General features: G+C 59.1%; 31 protein-coding genes and 1 pseudogene. 16 read left to right on the top strand and 16 right to left on the bottom strand.

The window, feature by feature from the left end; genetic code table 11:
• Positions 1 to 19 precede the first annotated feature (19 nt).
• The 3 genes from ACUXAC_RS09280 to rluE are packed head-to-tail and all read right to left on the bottom strand — an operon-like array spanning position 20 to position 1468.
• A complete protein-coding gene (locus ACUXAC_RS09280; RefSeq protein WP_225528889.1) occupies positions 20 to 466 on the bottom strand; it encodes an NUDIX hydrolase in 447 nt (148 codons plus the stop codon).
• A 14-nt stretch (positions 467 to 480) separates the two neighbouring features.
• Positions 481 to 819, bottom strand: a complete 339-nt coding sequence (locus tag ACUXAC_RS09275) for a lysozyme inhibitor LprI family protein (protein ID WP_070914804.1) — start codon at positions 817 to 819, stop codon at positions 481 to 483.
• A 22-nt stretch (positions 820 to 841) separates the two neighbouring features.
• Positions 842 to 1468 carry a 23S rRNA pseudouridine(2457) synthase RluE gene (gene rluE / locus ACUXAC_RS09270; protein ID WP_454266609.1) on the bottom strand — a complete coding sequence of 209 codons (627 nt, stop codon included), beginning with the start codon at positions 1466 to 1468 and terminating at the stop codon, positions 842 to 844.
• A gap of 131 nt (positions 1469 to 1599) precedes the next feature.
• Between rluE and icd the strand changes: the two genes are divergently transcribed.
• Positions 1600 to 2853, top strand: a complete 1254-nt coding sequence (gene icd / locus ACUXAC_RS09265) for an NADP-dependent isocitrate dehydrogenase (RefSeq protein ID WP_015377612.1) — start codon at positions 1600 to 1602, stop codon at positions 2851 to 2853.
• A gap of 84 nt (positions 2854 to 2937) precedes the next feature.
• Here the strand turns inward: icd and uspF are convergent, their stop codons facing one another.
• From uspF to ACUXAC_RS09250, 3 genes are all read right to left on the bottom strand, one after another.
• Complete coding sequence (uspF, locus tag ACUXAC_RS09260; RefSeq protein WP_060419331.1) at positions 2938 to 3393, bottom strand: universal stress protein UspF; 456 nt, start codon at positions 3391 to 3393, stop codon at positions 2938 to 2940.
• Between the two features lie 217 nt (positions 3394 to 3610).
• Entirely contained in the window at positions 3611 to 3838 is a 228-nt protein-coding gene (locus ACUXAC_RS09255) for a YgdI/YgdR family lipoprotein (protein WP_038877767.1), read from the bottom strand.
• 12 nt (positions 3839 to 3850) lie between these two features.
• Complete coding sequence (locus ACUXAC_RS09250; RefSeq protein WP_197769354.1) at positions 3851 to 4084, bottom strand: YgdI/YgdR family lipoprotein; 234 nt, start codon at positions 4082 to 4084, stop codon at positions 3851 to 3853.
• 237 nt (positions 4085 to 4321) lie between these two features.
• On the opposite strand from ACUXAC_RS09250, the gene tolA reads away from it, so the two are divergent.
• Together tolA and ACUXAC_RS09240 are read left to right on the top strand one after the other, a co-directional pair.
• Positions 4322 to 4888 carry a cell envelope integrity protein TolA gene (gene tolA / locus ACUXAC_RS09245; protein ID WP_204275758.1) on the top strand — a complete coding sequence of 189 codons (567 nt, stop codon included), beginning with the start codon at positions 4322 to 4324 and terminating at the stop codon, positions 4886 to 4888.
• 148 nt (positions 4889 to 5036) lie between these two features.
• Positions 5037 to 5939: an HNH endonuclease gene (locus ACUXAC_RS09240; protein WP_387442181.1), complete on the top strand. Its 903-nt coding sequence runs from the start codon at positions 5037 to 5039 to the stop codon at positions 5937 to 5939.
• Between the two features lie 29 nt (positions 5940 to 5968).
• On the opposite strand, the gene ACUXAC_RS09235 is transcribed toward ACUXAC_RS09240, so the two are convergent.
• Positions 5969 to 6259 carry a hypothetical protein gene (locus ACUXAC_RS09235; RefSeq protein ID WP_084826358.1) on the bottom strand — a complete coding sequence of 97 codons (291 nt, stop codon included), beginning with the start codon at positions 6257 to 6259 and terminating at the stop codon, positions 5969 to 5971.
• A gap of 146 nt (positions 6260 to 6405) precedes the next feature.
• Here ACUXAC_RS09235 and ACUXAC_RS09230 point away from each other — a divergent pair, with 146 nt between their 5' ends.
• Positions 6406 to 6825, top strand: a complete 420-nt coding sequence (locus ACUXAC_RS09230) for a GNAT family N-acetyltransferase (RefSeq protein ID WP_084826357.1) — start codon at positions 6406 to 6408, stop codon at positions 6823 to 6825.
• Here ACUXAC_RS09230 and ACUXAC_RS09225 read toward each other — a convergent pair.
• Positions 6822 to 7034 (bottom strand): hypothetical protein, encoded by a 213-nt coding sequence (locus ACUXAC_RS09225; protein WP_033638232.1) that lies wholly within the window; start codon positions 7032 to 7034, stop codon positions 6822 to 6824. The two genes, ACUXAC_RS09230 and ACUXAC_RS09225, sit on opposite strands and share 4 nt — an antisense overlap.
• 92 nt (positions 7035 to 7126) lie before the next feature.
• Entirely contained in the window at positions 7127 to 8242 is a 1116-nt protein-coding gene (locus tag ACUXAC_RS09220; RefSeq protein ID WP_387442177.1) for an AI-2E family transporter, read from the bottom strand.
• Between the two features lie 294 nt (positions 8243 to 8536).
• On the opposite strand from ACUXAC_RS09220, the gene ACUXAC_RS09215 reads away from it, so the two are divergent.
• Entirely contained in the window at positions 8537 to 8674 is a 138-nt protein-coding gene (locus tag ACUXAC_RS09215; RefSeq protein WP_175444106.1) for a hypothetical protein, read from the top strand.
• A 64-nt stretch (positions 8675 to 8738) separates the two neighbouring features.
• Here the strand turns inward: ACUXAC_RS09215 and ACUXAC_RS09210 are convergent, their stop codons facing one another.
• Positions 8739 to 9914: an MFS transporter gene (locus tag ACUXAC_RS09210; protein ID WP_454266608.1), complete on the bottom strand. Its 1176-nt coding sequence runs from the start codon at positions 9912 to 9914 to the stop codon at positions 8739 to 8741.
• Between the two features lie 231 nt (positions 9915 to 10145).
• Here ACUXAC_RS09210 and ACUXAC_RS09205 point away from each other — a divergent pair, with 231 nt between their 5' ends.
• Together ACUXAC_RS09205 and ACUXAC_RS09200 are read left to right on the top strand one after the other, a co-directional pair.
• The gene (locus tag ACUXAC_RS09205; RefSeq protein ID WP_060419320.1) at positions 10146 to 10604 is read left to right on the top strand and encodes a hypothetical protein; all 459 of its coding nucleotides are present in this window, start codon (positions 10146 to 10148) and stop codon (positions 10602 to 10604) included.
• Between the two features lie 98 nt (positions 10605 to 10702).
• On the top strand, positions 10703 to 11119 hold the full coding sequence (locus tag ACUXAC_RS09200; protein ID WP_060440107.1) for a DUF2000 domain-containing protein: 417 nt from the start codon (positions 10703 to 10705) through the stop codon (positions 11117 to 11119).
• 12 nt (positions 11120 to 11131) lie between these two features.
• On the opposite strand, the gene ACUXAC_RS09195 is transcribed toward ACUXAC_RS09200, so the two are convergent.
• Positions 11132 to 11482 carry a GFA family protein gene (locus ACUXAC_RS09195; protein WP_049202725.1) on the bottom strand — a complete coding sequence of 117 codons (351 nt, stop codon included), beginning with the start codon at positions 11480 to 11482 and terminating at the stop codon, positions 11132 to 11134.
• 140 nt (positions 11483 to 11622) lie between these two features.
• Between ACUXAC_RS09195 and ACUXAC_RS09190 the strand changes: the two genes are divergently transcribed.
• From ACUXAC_RS09190 to ACUXAC_RS09170, 5 genes and pseudogenes are all read left to right on the top strand, one after another.
• Positions 11623 to 11832: a hypothetical protein gene (locus ACUXAC_RS09190; protein ID WP_004941260.1), complete on the top strand. Its 210-nt coding sequence runs from the start codon at positions 11623 to 11625 to the stop codon at positions 11830 to 11832.
• A 153-nt stretch (positions 11833 to 11985) separates the two neighbouring features.
• On the top strand, positions 11986 to 13080 hold the full coding sequence (locus ACUXAC_RS09185; RefSeq protein WP_387442168.1) for a gluconolaconase: 1095 nt from the start codon (positions 11986 to 11988) through the stop codon (positions 13078 to 13080).
• A 43-nt stretch (positions 13081 to 13123) separates the two neighbouring features.
• Positions 13124 to 13768 (top strand): Qnr family pentapeptide repeat protein, encoded by a 645-nt coding sequence (locus tag ACUXAC_RS09180; RefSeq protein ID WP_070914890.1) that lies wholly within the window; start codon positions 13124 to 13126, stop codon positions 13766 to 13768.
• 293 nt (positions 13769 to 14061) lie between these two features.
• Positions 14062 to 14274 carry a transcription antiterminator/RNA stability regulator CspE gene (gene cspE, locus ACUXAC_RS09175; RefSeq protein ID WP_225528883.1) on the top strand — a complete coding sequence of 71 codons (213 nt, stop codon included), beginning with the start codon at positions 14062 to 14064 and terminating at the stop codon, positions 14272 to 14274.
• Between the two features lie 114 nt (positions 14275 to 14388).
• Positions 14389 to 14466, top strand: a pseudogene (locus ACUXAC_RS09170).
• A gap of 213 nt (positions 14467 to 14679) precedes the next feature.
• Here the strand turns inward: ACUXAC_RS09170 and ACUXAC_RS09165 are convergent.
• Entirely contained in the window at positions 14680 to 15357 is a 678-nt protein-coding gene (locus ACUXAC_RS09165) for an isochorismatase family protein (RefSeq protein WP_016928046.1), read from the bottom strand.
• 253 nt (positions 15358 to 15610) lie between these two features.
• Here ACUXAC_RS09165 and ACUXAC_RS09160 point away from each other — a divergent pair, with 253 nt between their 5' ends.
• Together ACUXAC_RS09160 and ACUXAC_RS09155 are read left to right on the top strand one after the other, a co-directional pair.
• A complete protein-coding gene (locus tag ACUXAC_RS09160; protein WP_060440104.1) occupies positions 15611 to 16039 on the top strand; it encodes a universal stress protein in 429 nt (142 codons plus the stop codon).
• Between the two features lie 315 nt (positions 16040 to 16354).
• On the top strand, positions 16355 to 17110 hold the full coding sequence (locus tag ACUXAC_RS09155; protein ID WP_025302549.1) for an SDR family NAD(P)-dependent oxidoreductase: 756 nt from the start codon (positions 16355 to 16357) through the stop codon (positions 17108 to 17110).
• 43 nt (positions 17111 to 17153) lie between these two features.
• Here ACUXAC_RS09155 and ACUXAC_RS09150 read toward each other — a convergent pair whose 3' ends face one another.
• From ACUXAC_RS09150 to puuD, 4 genes are read right to left on the bottom strand one after another with little or no spacing between them, the layout of a single operon-like run.
• A complete protein-coding gene (locus tag ACUXAC_RS09150; RefSeq protein ID WP_387442162.1) occupies positions 17154 to 18434 on the bottom strand; it encodes an NAD(P)/FAD-dependent oxidoreductase in 1281 nt (426 codons plus the stop codon).
• A gap of 11 nt (positions 18435 to 18445) precedes the next feature.
• Positions 18446 to 19942, bottom strand: a complete 1497-nt coding sequence (gene puuC / locus ACUXAC_RS09145; RefSeq protein WP_147840254.1) for an aldehyde dehydrogenase PuuC — start codon at positions 19940 to 19942, stop codon at positions 18446 to 18448.
• A 15-nt stretch (positions 19943 to 19957) separates the two neighbouring features.
• Entirely contained in the window at positions 19958 to 20515 is a 558-nt protein-coding gene (puuR, locus tag ACUXAC_RS09140; RefSeq protein ID WP_049288046.1) for an HTH-type transcriptional regulator PuuR, read from the bottom strand.
• Positions 20512 to 21273, bottom strand: coding sequence for a gamma-glutamyl-gamma-aminobutyrate hydrolase (puuD, locus tag ACUXAC_RS09135; RefSeq protein ID WP_060440103.1), 762 nt, complete (start codon positions 21271 to 21273; stop codon positions 20512 to 20514). The genes puuR and puuD overlap by 4 nt, the downstream gene beginning before the upstream one ends.
• Before the next feature lie 219 nt (positions 21274 to 21492).
• Here puuD and ACUXAC_RS09130 point away from each other — a divergent pair, with 219 nt between their 5' ends.
• Complete coding sequence (locus ACUXAC_RS09130; RefSeq protein ID WP_049296669.1) at positions 21493 to 22911, top strand: glutamine synthetase family protein; 1419 nt, start codon at positions 21493 to 21495, stop codon at positions 22909 to 22911.
• A 308-nt stretch (positions 22912 to 23219) separates the two neighbouring features.
• Positions 23220 to 24590, top strand: coding sequence for an APC family permease (locus tag ACUXAC_RS09125; protein WP_025302554.1), 1371 nt, complete (start codon positions 23220 to 23222; stop codon positions 24588 to 24590).
• The last annotated feature ends 54 nt before the right edge of the window (positions 24591 to 24644 follow it).

The following is a 24644-nucleotide window of genomic DNA, read 5'->3' as shown; positions in this document are numbered from 1 at the left end:
CTTGTGCTGCCCGGCGCCCTTAAAACGGCCAGGCGAAGCTGCCGACCAGCGACAGCGGGTAGCGCTCCGGCTGCTGGTAGCTGCGAATGCTCTCCGCCACCAGCGCGGAACGCAGGTTGGGCGCCTGCAGAATCTCGTCGGCGGTCAGCCACAGGCAGCGATCGATGTCGCTGTCGTGCGGCTCGGTCGGCAGCGGCTGTTCCAGCTCGATAACGAAGCAAAAACGCAGGAACGGCGTGCGATCCGGCGCGATCCACTGGTGCAGGCGCAGGAACGCCTGCGGCGTGGCGCGGATGCCGGTCTCTTCCCACAACTCGCGTTCGGCGGCCTGCACCAGCGTCTCGTCGGCCTCGAGGTGGCCGGCCGGCTGGTTCCACAGCGCTTTGCCGTTGATGGTCTCTTCGACCACCAAAAATTTGCCGGCGGCGTGCACTACGCAGGCCACGGTGACGTGCGGTTTGAACATGCGCTCTCCTTTCCTTACAGCGGTTTGTCGATACGCCGGTAGATGTCGTCCAGCTCGGCGATGCGGGTGCGGTAGCTTTGCAGCAGGCAGGCGGTATCGCCGCCGCACCGCTGGCGTTTTGTCAGCCAGGCCTGCTGGCTGTCCTGCATCGCGCCGCGCGCGCCCATGGCGAACAGGCCGCGCAGGAATTGGTATTTGGTGGCCATTTGCACGTCCAGATCGTTCAGCGTGCGGTTGGCGCAGATGGCTTGCTCATCGCGGTTTGCCGCCTTGGCGCAGTCGAAGCTGGCGGCCTGGGCGGCGAACGGGGCCGCCAGAGCGGCGAGCAGCAGCGCGATCGGCGTGTATTTCATGGCGCCTCCATCAGTTATCGGTCTACAGGGAATCGATGCTTTTCCATTCACCAGGCTGCAGTGAACCCAGCGAAAGATTACCCATACTGTAGCGAATCAGGCGCAGGGTAGGGAACCCGATATGCGCCGTCATGCGACGCACCTGGCGGTTTCGCCCTTCATACAGGGTGATTTTCAGCCAGCTGGTGGGGATGGATTTACGTTCGCGGACCGGCGGGTTGCGCGGCCACAGCCACTGCGGCTCGGCCACCAGCTCCACCCCGGCGGGCAGCGTGGGGCCGTCTTTCAGCGTTACGCCGCTGCGCAATGGCGCCAGATCGCTCTCCTGCGGCGCGCCCTCGACCTGCACATAATAGATTTTGCCGGTGCGCTTCCCCGGCTGGGTGAGCTGCGCCTGCAGCTGGCCGTCGTTGGTCAGCACCAGCAGCCCTTCGCTGTCGCGATCCAGGCGCCCGGCGGCGTAAACGTCGGGGAAGGGGATGTACGCTTTCAGCGTGGCGCGGCCGGCTTCGTCGGTGAACTGCGGCAACACGTCGAAGGGCTTGTTGAATAACACAATTCGGCGCGGCCCTTTCGGCGCGGCGGGTTTGGCGGCATTCGGCTTGCTGAATCGTTTAACGTTGTGATTTCTAACAGAGAATTTTTTCATAACAGTTGAGATTACGGATGATAAGCGCATTATAACCGAATCCGTTTCGGATTGGCGCGGACCGAATATTCAAGTAGTATCTACACGCATCTTACAAAGCATTAACAAAATTGCGCTTGAAGGAGAGGTTGATGGAAAGCAAAGTAGTTGTTCCGGCAGAAGGTAAAAAAATCACGGTTGACGCCCAGGGTAAACTGGTTGTTCCTCATAACCCGATCATCCCGTTCATCGAAGGCGACGGCATCGGCGTTGACGTGACTCCTGCCATGATCCACGTGGTTGATGCGGCCGTTAAAAAGGCTTACCACGGCGAACGTAAAATCTCCTGGATGGAAATCTACACCGGCGAAAAATCTACCCACGTTTACGGTAAAGACGTGTGGCTGCCGGACGAAACTCTGGACCTGATCCGCGACTACCGCGTCGCCATCAAAGGCCCCCTGACCACCCCGGTCGGCGGCGGCATCCGTTCTCTGAACGTGGCCCTGCGTCAGCAGCTGGACCTGTACGTGTGCCTGCGCCCGGTGCGTTACTACCAGGGCACCCCAAGCCCGGTGAAACAGCCTGAGCTGACCGACATGGTGATCTTCCGCGAAAACGCCGAAGACATCTACGCCGGCATCGAGTGGAAAGCCGGCTCCGCCGAAGCGGACAAAGTGATCAAATTCCTGCGCGACGAAATGGGCGTGAAGAAAATCCGCTTCCCAGAGCAGTGCGGTATCGGCGTGAAGCCATGCTCCGAAGAAGGGACCAAGCGTCTGGTGCGTGCGGCGATCGAATACGCCATCACCAACGACCGCGACTCCGTGACCCTGGTTCACAAAGGCAACATCATGAAGTTCACCGAAGGTGCCTTCAAGGATTGGGGCTATGAGCTGGCGCGCGAAGAGTTCGGCGGCGAGCTGATCGACGGCGGCCCATGGCTGAAGATCAAGAACCCGAACACCGGCAAAGAGATCGTGGTTAAAGACGTGATTGCCGACGCCTTCCTGCAGCAGATCCTGCTGCGCCCGGCGGAATACGACGTAATCGCCTGTATGAACCTGAACGGCGACTATATCTCCGACGCCCTGGCGGCCCAGGTCGGCGGCATCGGCATCGCGCCGGGCGCCAACATCGGCTCCGACTGCGCGCTGTTCGAAGCGACTCACGGCACCGCGCCGAAGTACGCCGGCCAGGACAAAGTGAACCCAGGCTCCATCATCCTGTCCGCAGAGATGATGCTGCGCCACATGGGCTGGTTCGAAGCGGCTGACCTGATTGTTAAAGGCATGGAAGGCGCCATCGCCGCCAAGACCGTGACCTATGACTTCGAACGCCTGATGGAAGGCGCTAAGCTGCTGAAATGTTCAGAGTTTGGCGACGCTATCGTTAAACACATGTAAGTGTGTTCAGCGCTTGAATGAGAGCGGGAGCCTTAGGGCTCCCGTTTTTTTATTGTTCAAATGCGAGTGAGATATCGGACAGGCTCAGCGAGCGGCGTTAGCCGATTCACGTACGACCAGCACCGGACAATTGGCGTGGCGGACGACGGCGGTGGCATTGGAACCGAGGAGGTAAGTGATCGCAGAAGGGCGGTTGGAACCCATCACAATAATCTCCGCGTTAAGCGCATCGGCGAGTTCCAGGATCTGATCTTTAGGATCGCCGACGGCAACGTGCGTGGTCACTCTATCTTCAGGCACGCTGAATTGTTTTGCCGCTTTTGCCAGCCCCTCGGTCGCTAGCGCAATGGTTTCATCTTTGGTTTCTATCGCCGCCGTGGCGGCAAAGCCGAAAGCGGCGTAGGTGGCGCGTGACGGGATCACCGCCAGGAAATGGACGTGGGAGTCTTCGAGCCTGGCGAGCGCGTTGACATGCGGGATGACCTGCTGTGTTAATTCCGGCTCGGTAATATCCACGGGAACCAAGATAGTTTTATACATACTCCCTCCTTATCGTTATCAAAAAACTCCACTTTTTGGATTATAGCTGCTTGATGCAGGGAAAGGAGAGATCCCTATGGCAAACCTGAGAACGCTGGCGCTAAATGTCAGGTGTTTATCGGCGTTATCGTTAAATTCACGCAGGCACGCCGGTTTGTTTGAGTAGAAAGGGAGCCATTGGCTCCCTTGGTTTTAGCTAGCTAAGATTATCGAAATCTTAATGCGGGATCTCTGAAACCTCTTTGACTTCCGTCTTGTTGATTTGCTGTTTAACGCCATTGGCGTCGGTATAACCGATCAATCCGGCAGCGGTTTCTTTCGGCTTGCCGTCACTGATGAGCGTTCGACCGTCGTGGGTATGGATGGCGTAGCTGGTGCGTGTGCAGCCTGACAGTGCGGCGATGGCAACCAGGGCGATCGCGGGAAGAACAAGCGTTTTTTTCATTTGTAGCTCCTTTTAGTTATCCAACTCACTCATGTTTGCAATCTGGTCTCGATTGATCTGTTCCGTTTTGCCCGTTTCTGCATTTCGATAGGAGACTAACCCGGTATCTTTATCGACCCGAGGCTTGCCGTCGGTGACAATGGTCTTGCCATCCGTTGTTTTGATCGCCTGATTGGAAGCGCAGCCCGCTATGAACATCACCGTAGTCGCAGTAAGAAGCGCGGCAAAGAGTCGTTTACTTTTCATACTTACCATCCTGGTTACTTAAATGAATTTAATAGCAGGAAAGTAAGTATAGGCAGGATCTCCAGATTGTTAGCGTTGAAACGCTTTTAATGCGATAAAAAATTAAGAATTTCTTAATTTATTGATGGGGTGATTGATCGTTCGGATAACAAAGTTATCGATAGGTCAGGGCTCGCAGACGTACTGCCCGGCGAGGGCGCTATGGCATCATGCCATCATCGGACCAAGAAACTCCGCATGCCGATGCTTGATACTAACAATGTCTCTGGTGGTTGGATGTTAATTCTGTATAAGTATTCACCGGGGATCTTTTTGAATACAACGTTGATTCATCTGATAATCATCCATAAGGACAGGGATATGAAAATAACGCATTCAGGCTACAAAACCGGCATCGCGATACTATTGGCGGCGATGACCGCGCTGACGTTAACGGGGTGTGCCAAGAGTACTGCCCCCAGCCAAAACGATACGGCGAATAAAGAGGTCGATGATCTTTTCGCCAACCTTGGCGACCCAAAGACGCCGGCGCCGGGAAAAGAGAAATTACATTACATGACTCAGGTGCAAGCTGAGATTCAACGCCATTTAAAAGACGCCGCCACTTACTCAGGCCAACGCTGTACATTGCGTATCACGCTGGCGCCGGACGGCATGCCAGTCGGTGTTCGAACTGAAGGTGGCGATCCGGATCTTTGCCGTGCCGCCATGAAGGCGGTTGCCGATGCGCGTCTGCCTAAGCCGCCAACGCCAGAGGTTCATAATGCGTTCCAAATTATCACGTTGGAATTTCGCCCTCAGTGAATAAGCAACGCTGTTTCTGTGCAACGCTATCCCGGTCAAGGCCGGGATTTTTTATTGCCGTCACTCTGCGTTAATGGGTGAAAATCACTAAAGCCATTGATGAATGGTGACGATAAACGTTAAAACCCCTGATTATAAAAGAGTGGCAATGCGTTTTTTCTGGGTCAACATCGGTGGCAGCGTCGCGGAAGTTTTGAAGGGCGAATTTCTGTGGGCGCCGCAATATGGAATAAATAAGACTGGGCACATGTTTAAGCCTGCCGGGTGGGAAACGGTCAAAAAAGTCAAAGAGGGTGACCTGATTTTTTGCCACAAGGGTAGGAAGATTATCGGCGTGGCGACAGCGGTACGCGATGCTTACTCTGCACCGCGGCCTGAGCATCGGGTCGCGGGACCGCGGTATATTGCGGGTACCCAAGTCGATTTGGAACTGACGCGTCTTGAACTACCTATTGATGTTTCCCTTTTTAATCAGGCGTTCATGCGCATGCACAACCCGACTTGCCTTCCGCGCGTTTTTAATAAGACAGGCGGATGCACCGAAAACTATATGTGCGAGATCCCCGCACCGGCAGCCGCGTTGATTGCCAGTTTTATCTCGGAAAATCTCTCTATCAACTTCCATGCGGATACCGTCGAAATCACCAAAGAGATCGGTGGTGAGCAAGCAACGGTGATTCAGGCGCGGATTGGGCATGGCCCCTATCGCGATAAAATGTTTAAGCGGTGGGGAAACCGGTGCGCCGTCACGGGGATTGCGGAGCCGTCTATTCTCATTGCCTCTCACATCGTTGCCTGGTCGATTGCGACCTCAGAAGAAAAAGTGGATCCGCACAATGGTCTGCCGTTAATCCCCAATCTGGACAAGCTGTTCGATCGCGGCATGATCAGTTTTGCCGATGATGGACGTTTGCTGTATTCACGGACGATGAGCGGTTTGTTATGCGAGCTAAGGATCCCGTTGGACGCCAACATTAGCGGGTTGTCTGAAAAGAACAGAGCTTACCTGCGGCGGCATCGAGCGAGATGGGGGTTTGAAGTAGAGCCCTGATGCAGGTTTGCAAATCAGGGCCGGCGCTCCTACCGATACATCATCGCGCTCACGCGCTCGGCCCGATCTTTAAAACCGTTGCTGCGCATCGTTACCACGTAATAGCGGTAGTGATGTTTCTGTGCGTATTCGCGCACCAGATCTTCGGCGAACAGGCCGCTGAAGGTGACGGTGGTGACGAACGTCAGCCCTTTCACTTCGTAGGTGCTGATCTCTTGCGGGGTGCCGATATACGGCGGCGGGAACACGGTTTTGTGGAACTGGCAGCCCGTCAGCAGCAGGGTAAACAGCAGGGCGGCGGAGATTTGCGGTATTCTCATTGGGAAATGCTTTCCTTCCTTGGCGTGGGTTCTAGTAACTCTATAATAGGATTACAAAATTCGGCGGGGATGTAAAAATTATCCCGCTTCGGTTGCCGTTTCGTTGAAGCGGTGTCGCCGCTACCCATAAACATGAGGGGGTAAACATGCCTGTTCGTCTTGCCACTGAAACCGATGCCGCAGCCCTGATCGCCCTCGACAGCGCTGCCGAAGACGAGCCACAACGCGCGGCGCAGATCCGCGCCTGGTGCGGGCAGGGCATCTGTTATCTTGCCGAGGAACACGGCATGGCGATGGGCTACGGCGTGCTGCACTATCACTTCTTCGGCTGCGGCTTTATCGAGATGCTGATGGTTGGCGAGCGCTATCGCCGCCGGGGCGTCGGGCTGGTGCTGATTGCCGCGTTGAAGTCTCACTGTCGGCACCCGAAGCTGTTCACCTCCACCAATCGCTCCAACCTGCCGATGCAGCGGCTGCTGCTGAACGCCGGGTTTGTCGCCAGCGGCCAGATTGACAATCTCGATGACGGCGATCCGGAGCAGGTCTTTTTTATCCAGGCGCGCTAATACAGCCGGACATCGACCGCCTGCTGTTGCAGCCAGGTGCTGACGTAGCCATAAGCGGCATAGAAGGCCAGCAGCGCGAAGAGCAGCACGGAAAGCGAGGCCAAAAACTTGACGTCGCCGTGCTTCGACAGCTGATAAGCGCAATAGAGAAAGGCCATCAGGCACAGCAGAGTGAAGGCGATAGCCAGCGTGGCGTAAAAAATAAGCATAACGAAACCCGTTCTTCCTTGTAAGCACGGCAAGGATACCACAGACAAAAAAGGGGCCCAATTGGGCCCCGGCGTGATTCGCTGCGGGAGGGTTACTCCGCCGCGTCGGGATGGCTTTTGCCTTCCTCGATAAACGCTTCGTCGATCTCTTCGATGTTCTCCTCACTGTCGCGGCCGGACAGGATGTTCCAGCAGGCGATGAACAGCGCGGCGATCAAGGGGCCGATGACGAAGCCGTTGATGCCGTAGATTTCCATGCCGCCCAGGGTGGAGATCAGGATCAGGTAGTCCGGCATTTTGGTGTCTTTGCCCACCAGCAGCGGGCGCAGAATATTGTCCACCAGGCCGATCACCACCACGAAGAACACCACCAGGAAAATGGCTTTCCACAGCATGCCGGTGGCGAAGAAGTAGATCACCGCCGGCACCCAGATGATGGCGGAGCCCACGGCCGGAATGATCGACAGGAACGCCATCAGCGCGCCCCACAGCAGGCTGCCGTCGATGCCGGTAAAGTAAAACGCCAGCCCGCCGAGCGCGCCTTGCACCACGGCGACCACCACCGTGCCCTTGACGGTGGCGCGGGAGACGGCGGCGAACTTCACGAACAGGTGGTGCTTCACGTGCTGGGAGAGCGGCAGCGCTTCGAGCGCCAGGTTCACCAGGTAGGGGCCGTCTTTCAGCAGGAAGAACAGCAGGTAGAGCATCACGCCGAAGCCGACGACGAAGTTGAAGGTGCCCTTGCCGATCAGGAACACGCTGCCCGCCAGGTATTGCCCACCCTTGAGCGCCACCTCGGAAAGCTGCTTTTGGATCTCGGCGGCGCTGTTGAGGTTATGCTCCGCCAGGAAGCGCTGCGCCCAGCCGGGCAGGTGGCGCATAAAGTCCGCCAGCATGGTCGGCAATTGGCTGTTGTTGGTCTGCAGCTTGGTGTAGATCACGTTGAATTCCATCGCCAGCGACGAGGCGATGATCGCCAGCGGCGTGAACACGATCAGGCAGATCAGCGCCACCGTCAGCAGCGACACCACGCCATTGCGTTCGCCGACGTACTGCTTCAGCTTCTTTTTCACCGGATGGAAAATCACCGCCAGAATAATTGCCCACAGCACCGAGGAGTAGTAAGGCCCCAGCACGTCAAGAAAGGCGGCGGTGACGATAAACAGGATCAGAATAAAGAATCCCTTGGAAATGCCTTTAGACATCATAGTCGTCCCTCAAAAGATGAATTTTCAGCATAGATGAACTGAATGAAAACAACACTATCATCACCTTTGCTTAACCGGTAGGGGATTTTTAGTGGCGTATTCCATAGGGTTATTAAGGGCAAGGCGGGCGCCGTACGGTGAACAGGCGGCGGCGTGAGAAAAGAAAGAGGGCAAAATAATTAACAAAATTTATCGATTGTGTTTCATTTTGTGAGCCACGCTTGCCGCCTGCGCCAGGCTTTCCTAGTGTTGATGAGGGCGGCCGTTCGCCCGATATCACGAAGGAGTATGCAAATGACTGAACACAAACGACTTGCCGTTATAGAAAAAGCACTGCTGATCGTTTTCGCCGGCGTACTGGTTTATCTTGCCGCGACCGGCGCCTTGTCATTATCGGGCCTTGATCATCACTGGCCTTATCCTTCGCGATAGGCAGGCACCTGCACCAGGGAAAATTCAGCACCGCTTATAACAAACAGAACGACCTTTCTGCTTATCACCCCGCATTATGCCGCCGGCTGAGAAAAGCCAGCGCCAACAGCGCTCCTGATACCGCCGCCGCCAGCACCAGCCAGGCAGGGGCCGCCCAACCGGCCGCGGCCACGATGGCGCTCAGCGCGACCGGGCCGATCACCTGGCCGAGATAGTTCCCCTGCATCACCAGCCCCAGGCTCAGCGGCAGCAGCGTCGGTTCCGGCGTCGCCGCCGGCGTGGCGGCCAGAATGGTGGCGGGCAGTATGCCGGCGGTGGCGCAGAACAGGAAACATAAGGGGATCAGCAGGCCGTTGGGCGTCACCGGCAGGAAAATGCCGATGCCGAAGATGCCTATGATCAGGCTGGTGGCCGCGAGCAGCGTTCTGGCGGGCAGACCGCGTGACAGCAGTACGCCGGCGGCGAGGTTGCCGATGATGTTCGCCGCCACCGCCGCCGCGCTGATGCCGCCGGCGGCTGCCAACGACAGGCCGATGCGTTGCATCAGGAAGATCGGCAGAAAGGTCATCACCGAGAAAAACTGCAGGTTGTAAGTGGTGAACATCAGCGCCAGCAACAGCGGCCGGCGCGCCCGTAGCATCGCGCCCAGCGCTTGCCGCAGCTGTAACGGCGGAACGTGCGCCTCGGCGGTGCGTCGGGGGGTGGTCAGCGGCAGCAGCAGGGCAGCTAGCAGCGTCAGCGCCGCACCGGCCTGCCAACTTTGTTGCCAGTTGGCGAGATGAGGGCCGAAAAACAGCGAAATGGCGATGCCCGCCGGCATGAAGGTGCTCCAGATGCCGAACACCAGGCTGCGCTGCGCCGGGGCGACGAGGCGGTTCAGCACCGCCGGCGAAGCGACCACCACGATCACGAAGCCGAGGCCTTCGACAAAGCGGCTGACGATCAATCCGCCGAAGTCGTGCAGCGTGGCGCCGGTAAAGCTGGCGGCGCTGATGATCAGCAGCCCAAGCGCCAGCAGGCGCCGGTCACCCCAGCGGCGCACCAACAGCCCGGCGGCGATGCCGCCGAACACCCCGACGAAGGGAAAGGCCGAAATCACCCAGCTCAGCGCCTCGAGCGAACGGCCGAACTCGGCCTGCAGCGCCGCGGCGATGCCGGCGAACAGCACGTTGACGACGGCTAACCAGGGTGTGGTGGCGGGAAGAACGCGGTCGATGGCGTCCGGTTTAATCGCGGTCATAACACTCTCCAGTGGCGATAACGCCATCACTATGTGCTCTTGCAACGGCTGAGGTCGTTCAAATGCTGCGCTATCACGCGGGGAAATTATTCATTTCGAGCTTTATGGATTGCGCGCCTTCGTTGTTTGGTTCGCCAGCGTGCCGCCCTGCGTGGACGCTCGCCTCCCTTCAGCGGTTTACTGTTCCGACACGCAGCAGGCGTGTTGTATTCATTTTATAAGGAGCAGTGTATGTCAGAGATGATGAACGAGAGTGGGGCGCCGGCCATTGAATGGAGCTATGGCGGCCGGGGTGATGATATCAGCAGCAGCCTGAGCCTCGACACGGTCGAGGAGCAGCCGCAGGGTTTCTTGATGACGGTCGATCGGCCGGTGCAGATCTTTAAAGACGCGCTGTCGCCGATGATGGCCTTTGTCACGCTGCTGCGCCCGCTGTACGCCAGGACGGGCGAGGGCTTCCAGTACGTACCGGTTTCCAACCCCTGGACCGACGTGCAGCGCCTGCCGGCCAGCGCAGGCTATCTGGGCGTGCAGGTCAACGCCGGGCTGTTCTTCCACGGCGCCAAGCCGACGCACTATAAAGATCGCGACGGCCAGATGAAGCCGATCGACGGCGGCACGCTTTTGCAGAACATCACCGTGCTGCATCAGGTGGCGCAGCCGCTCGGCCCGGGTGAAGGCGCCGTCTGAGTCGGCAGCGTGATCACGGGGCCGGACGCGGCCCCTTATCGCGCCTTGAAACCGTGCGCCGGTTGGGTAAAACTGGCTGCCTATTCAAGGAGAAGAGTATGTACAGCGACAACGAGAAAAAATTTTATATCATCCTCAACCGCAATCACGAACCGGCCACGCTGTTTAACGCTTCCTGCCATCTGACGGCGGGCATTACCGATCTGATCGAGCAGCGCGAGTTTCACCACTATCCGAGCAGCCTCGACGGCGTCAGCGCCAATATGAGCCACTATCCGATCGTGATCCTGCAGGCCAAGAACAGCAGCCAGCTCAGCAACCTGATTCTGAAGTGCAAGGAAGAGGGCGTGTTGTCCAACTTCTTCACCACCACCATGCTGTCACACTCCGCCGAACAGCAGATCGCCGACACCGCCAGTACCCCTTACGAGCAGCTGGATTTCGTGGCGGTGGCGCTCTACGGCGACGCCGAACAGCTTAAGCCGCTGACCAAGAAATTTTCCGTCTACCGCTGAAAACGCGGGATCTCAGACGCTGGCGCCGTCGTAACTGTGGATCTGCAACGCATCCAGCGCAACGTCAGGCACGCAGCGCAGGTTGACGGCGCACATCGCGGCGCCGTCCGGCGCAGTGCCGTAGGCGAAGGGCTGGGCACCGCAGACTCGGCAAAACTGATGGCGGATCTTGTGGTGATTGAAGGTGTAGGTGCTGAGCTGGTCCTGGCCGCTGTTGAGCGTGAAGGCGCTGATGGGGAAGAACGACAGCAGCAGCCCTTTGCGGCGGCAAATGGAACAGTTGCAGCTGAGGGCTTCGGTGGGCAGTTCGGCGTCCACGGAGAAGGTGACGGCGCCGCAGTGGCAGCTTCCCTGGAATGACATGGCGATGATCCTGTAGCAGGAGGGGTGTTTGCCCAGTATAGTGCAATTTATCGCCACTCGGCCGCGCAGGGCCCGGTTTCCTTAGTAAATGCGCGGTTTTCTGGTAGGTTAGAGCTTAACGTCATCAAAAGGAGATCGCGATGTTAGAACACTATTATCCGGCCAATATGGGCGCCGAGCCGGTCACGGACGAACAGCATAAACGGCTGGTGGCGGTGCAGGCGGCGCTGGAATTGATCAAGGCCACGCTGTCGGATACCAACGACGGCAACGGCGTAGACTTCCAGCTGAAGGCGGCGGAAAAGCACATCGGCCCGATGGCCGACGCCATTCAGGAAGCCCTGAAGTAACGGTTCGCCGTCACCTCAACCGCCCGCACCGGGCGGTTTTTTTTTGCGCTGATTACTGCGATTTTTTTAGTGGCGCATTGCCTTTTTCCCGGCTGGTGCCGTGAGCGACGCGACCCTACTCTAGCGATCCGAATCCTTATCAGGGTCATGCTCATGTTCCGCTTCAGCCTCTTTTCTTTCTTATTACAGCGCCGCCGGCGCGTCACCCGGTTGGCCGGCGTCGCGCTGCTTCTCAGCGGCGTCATGCAGGCGCAGGCCGCGCAGCGTATTGAATTCTCGCCGGATGCCGCCGGCGCTTATCCAGAGGGTATCGCCTGGAACCCGCGCGCCGGTGCGTTCCTGGTCTCCTCCCTGCGCGGTGGGCAGCTTGGCCTAGTCTACCCGGATGGCCGCTATCGGCGGTTTTCCATCGGTAAGGGGCTCATCACTACCTCCGGCATGCTGGTGGACGCCGAGCGTAATCGGGTGCTGGTGTGCAACGAAGACGTGGGGGTCTCCCTCAGCTCCGTTCCCGGTACGCGCAATCGCGTGGCGCAGGTGCTGGAGTTCAATCTCGATACCGGCGCGCTGCAGCAGACGTACGATCTCTCATCGTTAAGCCGTGGGCCGACGCTGGCCAACGATCTGGCGCTCGACGCGCAGGGCAATATCTACGTGATCGACAGCTTCCAGCCGCAGATTTACAAGATCGACCGGGCAACGCGCCAGGTATCGATTCTGGTGCGCTCAGCGCGTTTGATGCCGGCCGAGGTTCCCGCCGCTGCGCAGGGCACGCAGCCTTATCTCAACGGCATCGTGTATCACCCGGATGGCTATCTGATTGCGGCGGACTACACCCGCGGGCTGTTGTGGAAAGTGACGCTGGATAGCGCGCCTGCGATAAGTGAAATCAGGCTACCGCAGCGGCTGAAAGGGCCGGACGGGCTGCGGCTCAAAAACGCCCATGAATTGGTGATCGTACAGTCTTTTCCGGGGGCAAAGGGGAGCATGTCCGGCGACGTAACGCTGCTCTCCTCGAACGACGGCTGGGCCAGCGCGTATATCACGGCGGTCGCCACGCCTTCGGAATTGGATGGGCCGACCGGCGCCGCGCTGCGCGATGGCGAGGTGTGGGTCGTCAACTCGCGTTACCCCCGTTTGTTTGCCGACGTCGCTCAGGCGGAGAGAACCAGGACGTTCAGCATCGTCAGGGTGGCGTTAGAGCGGAGGCCCGCCGATCGGCGACGGTTGCCAACCCAGCCGGAATAGGATTAAATGCCGCACTGACTGTATAAATAAACAGGTGCGCGCGATGAGTCTGATGTTGAAGGGTGAAAAGATTGACCGTAACCGCTTTACCGGCGAGAAGATTGAAAACGGCAGCTTTATGCTGTGTGATTTTTCGGGCGCCGATCTGACCGGCACCGAGTTTATCGGCTGCCAGTTTTACGATCGCGACAGCCGACAGGGCGGCAATTTCAGCCGCGCGATACTGAAAGACGCCAGCTTCAGAAGCTGCGATTTGTCGATGGCCGACTTCCGCCACGCCAGCGCCCTGGGGCTGGAGATCCGCGAGTGCCGCGCGCAGGGTGCTGATTTTCGCGGCGCCAGCTTTATGAACATGATCACCAGCCGCACCTGGTTTTGCAGCGCCTATATCACCAAAAGCAATCTGAGCTACGCCAACTTCGCCAAGGTGGTGCTGGAGAAATGCGAGCTGTGGGAAAACCGCTGGCACGGCGCACAGGTGCTCGGCGCCAGCTTCAGCGGCTCCGATCTGTCCGGCGGCGAGTTCTCCGGATTCGACTGGCGCGCCGCCGACGTCACCCAGTGCGATTTGAGCAACGCGGAACTGGGCGAATTGGATTTGCGCACCACCGATCTGCAGGGTGTCAAAATGGACAGCCACCAGGCCGCGCAGCTGCTGGAGCGGTTAGGGATTGCGGTTATCGGCTAATAAATTGCCCCAGGCCCGTTTTCCACGGTGCCTGGGGGAAATATGTTTACGCGGTTTATGAATATAAATTTAAATATTGCTTGCTTAAATAACTCAGCCGTGTGTAAATAGCGTCATCGGTTTGTAGTACAGACCTTATGAAAGCAGTTTTAGTAAAGCAGTTCTCAGTATTAGCGATATCCCTCAGATACCTCTTCTTCCGCGAATTTTCTTCTCTAGTGCCCCATAAGTTTCCAATAAAAACAGACCTCTATCGCCGTATGGCGTCGCAAAAATAGAAAGGAAATATCTCTATGTCTACTAAAATGACGGGTTTGGTAAAATGGTTTGATGCAGGTAAAGGCTTCGGCTTTATCACCCCGGCAGACGGCGGCAAAGACGTGTTCGTACACTTCTCCGCTATCCAGAGCAACGATTTCAAAACGCTGAACGAAGGCCAACAGGTTGAGTTCACTATCGAAAAGGGTATGAAGGGTCCTTCTGCCGGCAACGTGGTCGCGTTATAATTTTCGGCCAAGGTGCGATTTCTTACGACAGCGATGAAGGTTTAAGCCGGAGCAGTTAAGAAATAACACCCTCAGCCTGAATAAACTCCGGGTTCGCCCGGAGTCTTTATCGATACGTCATTAGCTCAGCAGGAAGAGCGGCAGCGAAATATTCGTTGGCGGACTGGGGTTCGATTCCTCGATGACGTTCCAATAATTAATTATTATTGGCAACAGAAAAACAGATTGTCGCATAAATAATAATGCCGCTTTCCAGTCTGTTTTTCTGTTGTGAAAAAGTCGCGCTTAGGCTGCGTAATGTTGGAGTGTTGGATGGACGCTTACGCCATAACATGACAGCCGGGAAAGTCACCGGCACATGATTAATAGCCCCGGCCCTGGCCGGGGTTTTTTGTGCCCGCGATCTTAACGCTGCGAGTCCAGCAGTTCGTTGTTTTTCACCACGTCCTGCGCCTTGAGGTAGCTCTCGATCAGCAGCTGATAGGCCGGGAAGATTTTGGTGTAGACCTCGGCCCACTGCTGAGCGTCGGCGCGGTTCCAGCTGCCCTGCAGCTCGGAGGCCACGCCGGCGGTGTCGATCGGCACCACGCCGGCCTGTACCACGCGCGCCAGGGTGATTTCCTGCGCCATTTTCGAGTAGGTGCCGGAGGCGTCGATCACCGCGAATACTTTATAGCCTTCGGCCACCGCGCTGATGGACGGGAAGGCCATGCAGACGCTGGTGATGGTGCCGGCGATGATCAGGGTTTTGCGGCCGGTGGCTTTGACCGCCGCCACGAAGTCCGGGTTGTCCCAGGCGTTGATTTCCCCTTTGCGGGCGACGTATTGCGCGTGCGGCGCATTTTGGTGAATTTCCGGGATCAGCGGGCCGTTCGGGCCCTGCGGCACCGAGGCGGTGGTGATCACCGGCAGTTTGCTGAGGGTGGCGATGCTGGCCAGGGCAGCGGCGCGGGCGCGCAGTTCAGTCATCGGCATATCGGCGACGGTTTGGAACAGGCCGCTCTGGTGGTCGATCAGGAGCATGACCGCGTCATTGGCATCAATAACAGGACGCTGGCCGTTGAAGTTGGCTGGAGTGCTCATGGTGTTTTCCTTTTCTCATCGTGAGGTCAGTGGGTATCTTCTTTGATTGATAAGGCTGAAACTCAGCACTTGCCTACAGTGTAGGGAGGGGAGAAAAATCCGGTAGACCGTGCAGGCGGGATGCATCGTTCCACAGATGGAACGACGGTGCGGCAGGCGAGTGAACCTGCGCTGGGCTAAACTTAAGATGCATGAGAAACATGCGGCAAGGAGCGCCATCCTGTTTACGGAGTTGACGAGGAGGGCCGCCATCATGGCTTACCGGCATATCGTTGTCGCCACGGATCTCAGCGAAGACGCCGAGTTCCTGCTGGGCAAAGGCGCCAGACTGGCCGCCGCGCTCAAGGCCAAACTTTCCCTGATCTATATCGACATTCATCGCGCCGGTTATTACGTCGATCTGGGCGTGGGCGATTACAACTACACCGATCGCACCTTTTCGGAGCGGGTGAAGAATATGCTCAATGCGATCAAAGGGCAGTCGTCCTATCCGGTCGAAGAGGTGATCGTCAGCCGCGGCGCGTTGACGGAAGAACTGAACCGGGTGGCGAAAGAGAAAGGGTTCGACCTGGTGATCTTCGGCCACCATCACGACGTCTGGAGCCGGCTGGTCTCTGCGGCGCGACAGGCGATCAACGAACTGAACGTCGATCTGCTGGTTGTTCCCATCGAGAAGAAATAGTCGCGGCCGCCTGCGGGCGGCTGCCGTTTTTCATTCACATCGTTTATCTCTGTGCGGCCATAACCGCACACCTGCAATAGTCTCGCCCGCTGACAATCCGCCAGGAAAATAGTGACTCACCGTAATTTTATTTTATCCATCAATATGTTGGCCAAAATCCGATAAAGGTTAATCCAGCGCATTGAAATCACTGACATACCTCCTTTTGGTTAATAAACCGCACGTTTTGACTGGCTCTCAGGGGAGGGGCGTCTTATCCTCGGGGTAATGAGATTTGTATGACTTATATAAATACGTTCACATGGAGGAGGTCTCATGCGTTTTGACAATAAAGTCGTGGTTATCACCGGTGCGGGCAACGGCATGGGGGAAGCGGCGGCGCGGCGTTTCTCCGCCGAGGGCGCCATCGTGGTGCTGGCCGACTGGGCCAAAGAGGCGGTAGATAAGGTTGCCGCTTCGCTGCCGAAGGGCCGGGCGATGGCGGTACATATCGACGTGTCCGATCACGTCGCGGTTGAAAAAATGATGAACGAGGTGGCGGAAAAACTCGGCCGCATCGACGTCCTGCTGAACAACGCCGGCGTACACGTGGCGGGCAGCGTGCTGGAAACCAGCGTCGACGACTGGCGCCGCATCGCCGGGGTCGATATCGACGGCGTGGTGTTCTGCTCCAAATTCGCCTTGCCGCACCTGCTGAAAACCAAGGGCTGCATCGTCAATACCGCGTCGGTGTCCGGCCTGGGCGGCGACTGGGGCGCGGCCTACTACTGCGCGGCGAAAGGCGCGGTGGTCAACCTGACGCGCGCCATGGCGCTGGACCACGGCGGTGACGGCGTGCGCATCAACTCGGTCTGCCCGAGCCTGGTGAAAACCAACATGACCAATGGTTGGCCGCAGGAGATCCGCGACAAGTTCAATGAGCGCATCGCGCTGGGGCGCGCGGCGGAGCCGGAAGAAGTGGCGGCGGTGATGGCGTTCCTGGCCAGCGACGACGCCAGCTTTATCAATGGCGCCAACATCCCGGTCGATGGCGGGGCGACCGCCTCGGACGGCCAACCGAAGATCGTTTAAGCGTTAACGCACAGGCCCGGTCAGGATGACCGGGCCTGCTGTTTTAGACGCCGATGCGGTCGCGCAGCGTGTAGTAGGCCGCGCCGATGGCGGTGAACGGGATCTGCAGATTGCGCCCGCCGAAGAACGGCAGGTGCGGCAGCTTGGCGAAGGCGTCGAAGCGTTCGGCGTCGCCGCGCATCAACTCGGCGATCAGCTTGCCCGCCAGATGGGTGCAGGTCACGCCGTGGCCGCTGTAGCCCTGCATGTAGTACACGTTATTCTCCAACCGACCGAACTGCGGCATGCGCGACAGCGTCAGCAGGAAGTTGCCGGTCCAGCGATAGTCGATACGCACCCCTTTCAGCTGCGGGAAGGTCTTCAGCAATTTTGGCCGTATCAGGTTGTCGATGTCGTCCGGATCGCGCGCGCCGTACACCACGCCGCCGCCGTACAGCAGGCGATGATCGGCGGTGATGCGGTAGTAATCCAGCAGGTAGTTACAGTCTTCCACACAGTAGTTCTTTGGGATCAGCGCCTGCGCGATCTCCGGCGCCAGCGGCTCGGTGGTCACCACCTGAGTGCCGCACGGCATGCTGCGCTTGGCCAGCCGCGGCTCCAGCTTGTCGCCCAGATAGGCGTTGCCGGCGACGATGACGAAACGCGCCTTCACCTGGCCGTTGGCGGTGCTGATGAGCGCCGGTTCGCCGTGGCGGATGTTCGTCACCGCCGATTGTTCGAAGATGCGCCCGCCCTGCAGGCGAATCGCCTCGGCCTCGCCCAGCGCCAGGTTGAGCGGATGGATGTGGCCGCCGCTGTGATCCAGCAGCGCGCCGATGTAACGATCGCTGGCAACTTCCTGGCGTACCCGATCCGCATCGAGCAGCTCGAGCTGGGTATTGCCGTAGCGTTCCCAGTTGCGCTTTTGCTCGATCAGCGCATGGAACTGCTTGTTGTTCAGCGCGGCGAAGATGCCGCCGGGGCGGTAGTCGCAGTCGATGGCGTAGCGGCTGATGCGGCTGCGGATGATCTCCGCGCCTTCAAACATCATGCTGCCGAGCAGGCGGGCGCTTTCCGCGCCGTAGCGCTCTTCAATCACATCGATGTCGCGGCTGTAAGAGTTGACCAACTGGCCGCCATTGCGACCGCTGGCGCCGAAACCGATGCGCGCCGCTTCCAGCACCACCACGTTATAGCCGGCTTCCACCAGAAACAGCGCGGAGGATAGGCCGGTATAGCCGCCGCCGATCACGCAGACGTCGCACTCGATAGATTCATTCAGTTGCGGATAGGGCTGATGTGCGTTGGCCGTGGCCGCATAGTAGCTTTTTACGTGTTCAGTCATGAGATAAGCCCTTATTCCAGCGAGATCCAGGTGGTTTTCAATTCGGTGAATTTGTCCAGCGCGTGCAGCGATTTGTCGCGACCGTTGCCGCTCTGCTTGTAGCCGCCGAACGGCACGGTCATGTCGCCGTCGTTGTAGTTGTTGACGAACACCGTGCCGGCTTTCAGCTGGCGCGCCATGCGGTGCGCACGGGCCAGATCGCGGGTCCAGACCGCGGCGCCGAGGCCGTAGTCGCTGTCGTTGGCCAGCTGCAGCGCCTGTTGCTCGTCGTCGAAGGTGGTCACCGCCAGCACCGGGCCGAAGATTTCATCGCGCGCCACGCTCATGGCGTTGTTCACCTGGGTGAGGATGGTCGGCCCCAGGTAGCCTGCGTGGTCGCCCTGCGGATGGTCGCGCCCGTCAAGGAACAGTGCGGCGCCCTGGCTCAGCCCCCGATCGATATAGCCGGCCACTTTTTCGCAGTGGCCGCTGTCGATCAGCGTGCCCATCACCGTGGCGGGATCGAGCGGATCGCCGGGAACGAAGGCCGCCGCGTGTTTGCGCAGCGCCTGCAGGAATTCTTGCTCAATGCTCGCTTCGACCAGCAGGCGAGTGCCGGCGATGCACACCTGCCCCTGATTATAGAAGATGCCGGCGGCGGCGCTGCGGGCGGCCTGATCCAGATCCGGGCAGTCGGCGAAGACGATATTGGCGCTCTTGCCGCCGGCCTCCAGCCAGACGCGTTTCATGTTCGATTCGCCGGCGTAAATCATCAGCTGCTTCGCCACCAGCGTGGAGCCGGTGAAGGTGAGGGCGTCGACGTCGCGGTGCAGCGCCAGCGCCTTGCCGGCGTCGTGGCCATAGCCGGGCACCACGTTCAGCACGCCGTCCGGCAGCCCGGCCTGCTGCGCCAGTTTGCCGAGCAGGATGGCGCTCAGCGGCGATTTTTCGGAGGGTTTGAGCACCACGCTGTTGCCAGCGGCCAGCGCCGGACCGAGTTTCCAGCAGGCCAGCAGCAGCGGGAAGTTCCAGGGCACGATGGCGCCGACCACGCCGATCGGCTCGCGTTCAATCAGCGCCAGCGCATCGCGGCCGGTGGGGGCGATTTCGCCGTACACCTTATCGATCGCTTCGGCGTACCAGCGGATGCAGCGAATGGCGCCCGGCACGTCGTCGCGCAGGCTGTGGCGAATCGGTTTGCCGGTGTCTAGCGTTTCCAGCAGCGCCAGCTCTTCGTGATGCTGCTCCATCAGCTCGGCGAAGCGCAGCAGCGTGGCCTTGCGCTGCGCCGGGGCGGCTTGCGCCCAGTCGTCACGCTCAAAGGCGGCGCGCGCCGCGCTGACCGCCCGATCGATGTCGGCGGCTTCGCCCCGCGCGACCTGCGCCAGCTCACGGCGCCCGGCGGGATCTTCCACGGCGAAACTTTTCCCCGCGGCGGCCGGCTGGTAGCGGCCGTCGATAAACAGCTGGTGCTCAATCTTCAGGGCCTGCGCCCGTTGTTGCCAATACTGCAAATGGTGAAAGTTCATGCCTGGCTCCGTTGATCAGAATGTCGTCGGCGTATGGGCGCTGATAATCCGGCAAATGCGCGCCGACGTGTTGCTGAAACTGTGGGGGATGCCGGTATTGATGGCGTAGCTTTGCCCAGCCAACAGGTGATAGCTCTGGCCGTTGACCTGCAGCACCACTTCACCCTCCAGCAGCGTGCCGATCTCTTCCCCCTGATGCTTGATGCGCTCGCCGGTGGTGGTGCCCGGTTCGTAGGTCTCGATCATCATCGCCAGCGTGCGGTTCGGATCGCCGTTATGGATAAGCTTCATCGAAACGCCCTGGCTGCCGATTTCGATCAGATCGTCACTGCCGATCACGATCTGCGGCTCCGTCGGTTTTTCCGGCTCGGCGAAAAACGCCGACAGCGACAGACCGTATACCGTCAGCAGCTTTTGCAGCGTGCTGATGGCCGGGCTGACCTTGTCCTGCTCGATAGTGCTGATGGCGCTGTGGGTTAACCCAGACAGTTCGGCGACCCGGCGCTGCGACAACCCTAATTGTTGACGGATCTGCGACAGACGTTTTCCCGGTGCCAAGCTGACGTCGCTCATGGGCGTTTTTCCTTTTGATAGTTCCGACAGGCGGTGATGAAACCATCAAACAACAGGCGCGACAGGGCGTACTCGTCGCTGTTCCACTCCGGGTGCCACTGCACGCCGAGCGCGAAAGGCTGATCGCGCACGCTGATCGCCTCCACCAGCCCGTCGGCGGCGTGCGCCTCGATGCGAACGCTCGCGCCCAGGGTTTTGGCGCCCTGGCCGTGCAGCGAGTTCACCCAGAATCTGTTGCAATCCGGTATCAGTTGCGAAAGCAGCCCCCCTTCCTGAACGATGACTTCGTGGGCGGGGGCGTATTGCTGTTCCAGCGGCAGGTCGTGATCTTCACGGTGTTCCTGCAGCTCGGGCAGTTCGTACAGGCGGCGATGCAGGGTACCTTGGGTGGCGACCACCATCTCCTGCATGCCGCGGCAAATGGCGAAAAGGGGAATGCGCCTGTCGAACGCCTGGCGGATCAGCGCCAGGCTCAACGCGTCTCGGCCAGGATCGGCGTCAGGCTCATCGCCGTTTTCACCATAAAGGTGCGGCTGCACATTACTGGGGCTGCCCGGCAGCAAAATGCCGTCGAGGCGCGGCAGCAGTTCCGCCAGCATGTCCGGCTCCGCCAGCGCGTGCGGCAGGGCGATCGGCAAGCCGCCGGCGGTGATAACGGCATTCAGGTACTTTTCTTGCAAGGTCTGTGTGAGGTGCCCGTTTAACCTATACCTGCACATGACGACGCCGATGACTGGTCTGTTAAATATATTGTCCATGCTATCCCCTTGGTACGTTCGAAATTATGAACGATAAGCTTCTCCACCGCCGATTTCGTTCAATATTCTATAAATCTAGCAGTCGATTGGGCAATATTCAAACCAAAAGTAACACTTGCAAAACAAATTTGTTTCATCTACGTTTCATTTGTGGGCATTATATTGAACAAGACGGTCAATAAACATCGACGACAGCAAAACACAAACGGCGGGTGAACCATGCAGACCAACATCGTAGAAGTGGAAAACTTTGTTCAGCACAGTGAAGAGAGACGAAGTAGCGCGTTCCAGCGCGAAGTGAAGAAGTACCTGGAACGTTATCCGTTAACCCAACATGTCGACGTACTGTTGACCGATCTGAACGGCAGCTTCCGCGGCAAACGCATCCCGGTCGGCGGCCTAAGCAAGCTGGAGAAGGGCTGTTACTTCCCGGCGTCGGTATTTGCGATGGATATTCTCGGCAACGTCGTCGAAGAGGCCGGGCTGGGGCAGGAGCTGGGCGAGCCGGATCACGTGTGCGTGCCGGTGCCGGGCACGCTGACGCCGTCGGCGGCGGATCCGCAATATATTGCACAGGTGCTGCTCACCATGCTGGATGAAGATGGCACTCCCTTTGACGTTGAACCGCGCAATGTGCTGAACCGAGTGTGGCAGCGTTTGCGTCAGCGCGGGCTTTCCCCCGTGGTAGCGGTAGAGTTGGAGTTCTATCTCATCGATCGTCAACGCGACGCAGAGGGCTATCTGCAGCCGCCGTGCGCGCCGGGCACGCAAGAGCGCAACACCCAAAGCCAGGTGTATTCCGTCGATAACCTGAACCATTTCGCCGACGTGCTGAGCGAGATCGACGAACTGGCGCGTTTGCAGGGCATTCCGGCGGACGGCGCGGTGGCGGAGGCGTCGCCGGGACAGTTCGAAGTCAACCTGCACCATACCGACGACGTGCTGCAGGCCTGCGATCACGCGCTGGCGCTGAAGCGGCTGGTGCGCATGGTGGCCGAGAACCACAACATGCAGGCCACCTTTATGGCCAAGCCGTATGAGGAGCACGCCGGCAGCGGCATGCACGTGCACATCAGCATGCTGAATGCGCAGGGCAACAACGTGTTCGCCGACGACGACGGCGAAGACTCGGCGTTGCTGAAACAGGCGCTGGCGGGCATGATCGCCCTGATGCCGTCTTCGATGGCGCTGCTGGCGCCGAACGTCAACGCCTACCGCCGCTTCCAGCCCGGCATGTACGTGCCGACCCAGGCCTCCTGGGGGCATAACAACCGCACCGTGGCGCTGCGCATTCCCTGCGGCGATCGCGACAACCACCGCGTGGAGTATCGCGTGGCGGGCGCCGACGCCAACCCTTATCTGGTGATGGCGACCATTCTGGCCGGCATCGTCTACGGCCTGGAAAGCGCGCTGCCGCTGCCTGAGCCGGTGACCGGCAACGGGCTGGAGCAGGATGGGCTGCCGTTCCCGATTCGCCAGAGCGACGCGCTGTACGAGTTCGAACATCAGCCGGTGCTCAATGCACTGCTGGGCGAACGTTTCAGCCATGTCTACCTGGCCTGCAAAACCGATGAGCTGGTGCAGTTCGAGCGCCTGATCACCGAAACCGAAATCGAGTGGATGCTGAAAAACGCCTGATCCCGCTCACCCTGCGACGACCGCGCGCGTCTGGCGCATTTCATCGGCTCTCCTGTGGCCGGTGAGGCTGCGCGCTGCGGTACAGAATTTCTTCTATCACGGCGTACAGGACGCCGACGAGGAAATAACCATGACTCAGTCATTCCCCTGCGCAGACGTTTGCCTGTGCCGCAGTGCTTACGGGCCGGTCGCCGGCCGCCCGACAGTGATCCCAACCCGTTTTTCCCGCCGCCTGAGCAGCAGTTTCCCCGCGGCCTCTCTGAATGACGTTGCACGGTTGACAGCAGAGGACCAAGAGGGGAAATGCCATGACGATTAAAGCCATCGACGGCGGCCCGGCGGGCAAACCGCAGCTGCGTAAATCCCTCAAGCTGTGGCAGGTGGTGATGATGGGCCTGGCCTATCTGACGCCGATGACGGTGTTCGATACCTTCGGCATTGTCTCCGGCCTCACCGACGGCCATGTGCCGACCTCCTATCTGCTGGCGCTGGCCGGCGTGCTGTTCACCGCCATCAGCTATGGCAAACTGGTGCGCCAGTTTCCTACCGCCGGCTCTGCCTACACCTATGCGCAGAAGGCGATCAACCCGCACGTCGGTTTTCTGGTGGGGTGGTCATCGCTGCTCGATTATCTGTTCCTGCCGATGATCAACACGCTGCTGGCGAAGATTTACCTGACCGCGCTGTTCCCGGAAGTGCCGCCCTGGGTGTGGGTGGTGGGCTTCGTTATCCTGATTACCGCCATCAACCTGAAAAGCGTCAATCTGGTGGCCAACTTCAATACCCTGTTCGTACTGGCGCAGGTGGCGATCATTCTGGTGTTTATCTACCTGGTGGTGCGCGGCCTGCACAACGGCGAGGGGATGGGCACGGTGTGGAGCCTGCGGCCGTTCCTCAGCGAGAATGCGCATCTGCTGCCGATCATTACCGGCGCCACTATCCTGTGCTTCTCGTTCCTCGGCTTCGATGCGGTCACCACGCTGTGTGAAGAGACGCCCGACGCCGCCAAGGTGATCCCGCGCGCCATCTTCCTGACCGCGCTGTACGGCGGGGTGATCTTTATCAGCGTGTCGTTCTTTATTCAGCTGTTTTTCCCGTCCATTCAACGCTTCCACCAGCCCGACGCGGCACTGCCGGAGATCGCGCTGTACGTCGGCGGCAAGCTGTTCCAGTCGATCTTCCTGTGCGTGACCTTCATCAACACGCTGGCCTCCGGCCTGGCGTCGCACGCCAGCGTGTCGCGCCTGCTGTACGTGATGGGGCGCGATAACGTGTTCCCGGAGAAGTTCTTCGGCTACATCCACCCTAAATGGCGCACGCCGGCGCTCAACGTGCTGATGGTCGGGCTGGTGGCGCTGTCTGCGCTGTCGTTCGATCTGGTGACCGCCACGGCGCTGATCAACTTTGGTGCGCTGGTGGCCTTTACCTTCGTCAACCTGTCGGTCATCAGCCACTTCTTCATTCGCGAAGGGCGCAACAAAAGCTGGAAGGATCGCTTCAACTTCCTGTTCCTGCCGCTGGTGGGGGCGCTGACGGTGGGGGTGCTGTGGCTGAACCTGGAGAAGAGCTCGCTGACTATGGGGCTTATCTGGGCGACGCTGGGCTTCGGCTATTTGGCCTGGTTGACCCGGCGTTTTCGCCAGCCGCCGCCGCAGCTCGAGCGGCAGCCGCAGCAATAAAATCACAGGCGGGAGTTTCCCGCCTTTCTTTTTGGCGCGTGCGGCAGTAGAGTG

The sequence above is a fragment of the Serratia sp. 121840015-1 genome, from assembly GCF_053627655.1.
This window is presented reverse-complemented; position numbering and strand designations above follow the sequence as displayed.

Coding starts and splice junctions, on each gene's coding strand:
- ACUXAC_RS09280 (WP_225528889.1), bottom strand. CDS start 466: ATGTTCAAACCGCACGTCACCGTGGCCTGCGTAGTGCACGCCGCCGGC.
- ACUXAC_RS09275 (WP_070914804.1), bottom strand. CDS start 819: ATGAAATACACGCCGATCGCGCTGCTGCTCGCCGCTCTGGCGGCCCCG.
- rluE (WP_454266609.1), bottom strand. CDS start 1,468: ATGAAAAAATTCTCTGTTAGAAATCACAACGTTAAACGATTCAGCAAG.
- icd (WP_015377612.1), top strand. CDS start 1,600: ATGGAAAGCAAAGTAGTTGTTCCGGCAGAAGGTAAAAAAATCACGGTT.
- uspF (WP_060419331.1), bottom strand. CDS start 3,393: ATGTATAAAACTATCTTGGTTCCCGTGGATATTACCGAGCCGGAATTA.
- ACUXAC_RS09255 (WP_038877767.1), bottom strand. CDS start 3,838: ATGAAAAAAACGCTTGTTCTTCCCGCGATCGCCCTGGTTGCCATCGCC.
- ACUXAC_RS09250 (WP_197769354.1), bottom strand. CDS start 4,084: ATGAAAAGTAAACGACTCTTTGCCGCGCTTCTTACTGCGACTACGGTG.
- tolA (WP_204275758.1), top strand. CDS start 4,322: ATGCCGATGCTTGATACTAACAATGTCTCTGGTGGTTGGATGTTAATT.
- ACUXAC_RS09240 (WP_387442181.1), top strand. CDS start 5,037: ATGCGTTTTTTCTGGGTCAACATCGGTGGCAGCGTCGCGGAAGTTTTG.
- ACUXAC_RS09235 (WP_084826358.1), bottom strand. CDS start 6,259: ATGAGAATACCGCAAATCTCCGCCGCCCTGCTGTTTACCCTGCTGCTG.
- ACUXAC_RS09230 (WP_084826357.1), top strand. CDS start 6,406: ATGCCTGTTCGTCTTGCCACTGAAACCGATGCCGCAGCCCTGATCGCC.
- ACUXAC_RS09225 (WP_033638232.1), bottom strand. CDS start 7,034: ATGCTTATTTTTTACGCCACGCTGGCTATCGCCTTCACTCTGCTGTGC.
- ACUXAC_RS09220 (WP_387442177.1), bottom strand. CDS start 8,242: ATGATGTCTAAAGGCATTTCCAAGGGATTCTTTATTCTGATCCTGTTT.
- ACUXAC_RS09215 (WP_175444106.1), top strand. CDS start 8,537: ATGACTGAACACAAACGACTTGCCGTTATAGAAAAAGCACTGCTGATC.
- ACUXAC_RS09210 (WP_454266608.1), bottom strand. CDS start 9,914: ATGACCGCGATTAAACCGGACGCCATCGACCGCGTTCTTCCCGCCACC.
- ACUXAC_RS09205 (WP_060419320.1), top strand. CDS start 10,146: ATGTCAGAGATGATGAACGAGAGTGGGGCGCCGGCCATTGAATGGAGC.
- ACUXAC_RS09200 (WP_060440107.1), top strand. CDS start 10,703: ATGTACAGCGACAACGAGAAAAAATTTTATATCATCCTCAACCGCAAT.
- ACUXAC_RS09195 (WP_049202725.1), bottom strand. CDS start 11,482: ATGTCATTCCAGGGAAGCTGCCACTGCGGCGCCGTCACCTTCTCCGTG.
- ACUXAC_RS09190 (WP_004941260.1), top strand. CDS start 11,623: ATGTTAGAACACTATTATCCGGCCAATATGGGCGCCGAGCCGGTCACG.
- ACUXAC_RS09185 (WP_387442168.1), top strand. CDS start 11,986: ATGTTCCGCTTCAGCCTCTTTTCTTTCTTATTACAGCGCCGCCGGCGC.
- ACUXAC_RS09180 (WP_070914890.1), top strand. CDS start 13,124: ATGAGTCTGATGTTGAAGGGTGAAAAGATTGACCGTAACCGCTTTACC.
- cspE (WP_225528883.1), top strand. CDS start 14,062: ATGTCTACTAAAATGACGGGTTTGGTAAAATGGTTTGATGCAGGTAAA.
- ACUXAC_RS09165 (WP_016928046.1), bottom strand. CDS start 15,357: ATGAGCACTCCAGCCAACTTCAACGGCCAGCGTCCTGTTATTGATGCC.
- ACUXAC_RS09160 (WP_060440104.1), top strand. CDS start 15,611: ATGGCTTACCGGCATATCGTTGTCGCCACGGATCTCAGCGAAGACGCC.
- ACUXAC_RS09155 (WP_025302549.1), top strand. CDS start 16,355: ATGCGTTTTGACAATAAAGTCGTGGTTATCACCGGTGCGGGCAACGGC.
- ACUXAC_RS09150 (WP_387442162.1), bottom strand. CDS start 18,434: ATGACTGAACACGTAAAAAGCTACTATGCGGCCACGGCCAACGCACAT.
- puuC (WP_147840254.1), bottom strand. CDS start 19,942: ATGAACTTTCACCATTTGCAGTATTGGCAACAACGGGCGCAGGCCCTG.
- puuR (WP_049288046.1), bottom strand. CDS start 20,515: ATGAGCGACGTCAGCTTGGCACCGGGAAAACGTCTGTCGCAGATCCGT.
- puuD (WP_060440103.1), bottom strand. CDS start 21,273: ATGGACAATATATTTAACAGACCAGTCATCGGCGTCGTCATGTGCAGG.
- ACUXAC_RS09130 (WP_049296669.1), top strand. CDS start 21,493: ATGCAGACCAACATCGTAGAAGTGGAAAACTTTGTTCAGCACAGTGAA.
- ACUXAC_RS09125 (WP_025302554.1), top strand. CDS start 23,220: ATGACGATTAAAGCCATCGACGGCGGCCCGGCGGGCAAACCGCAGCTG.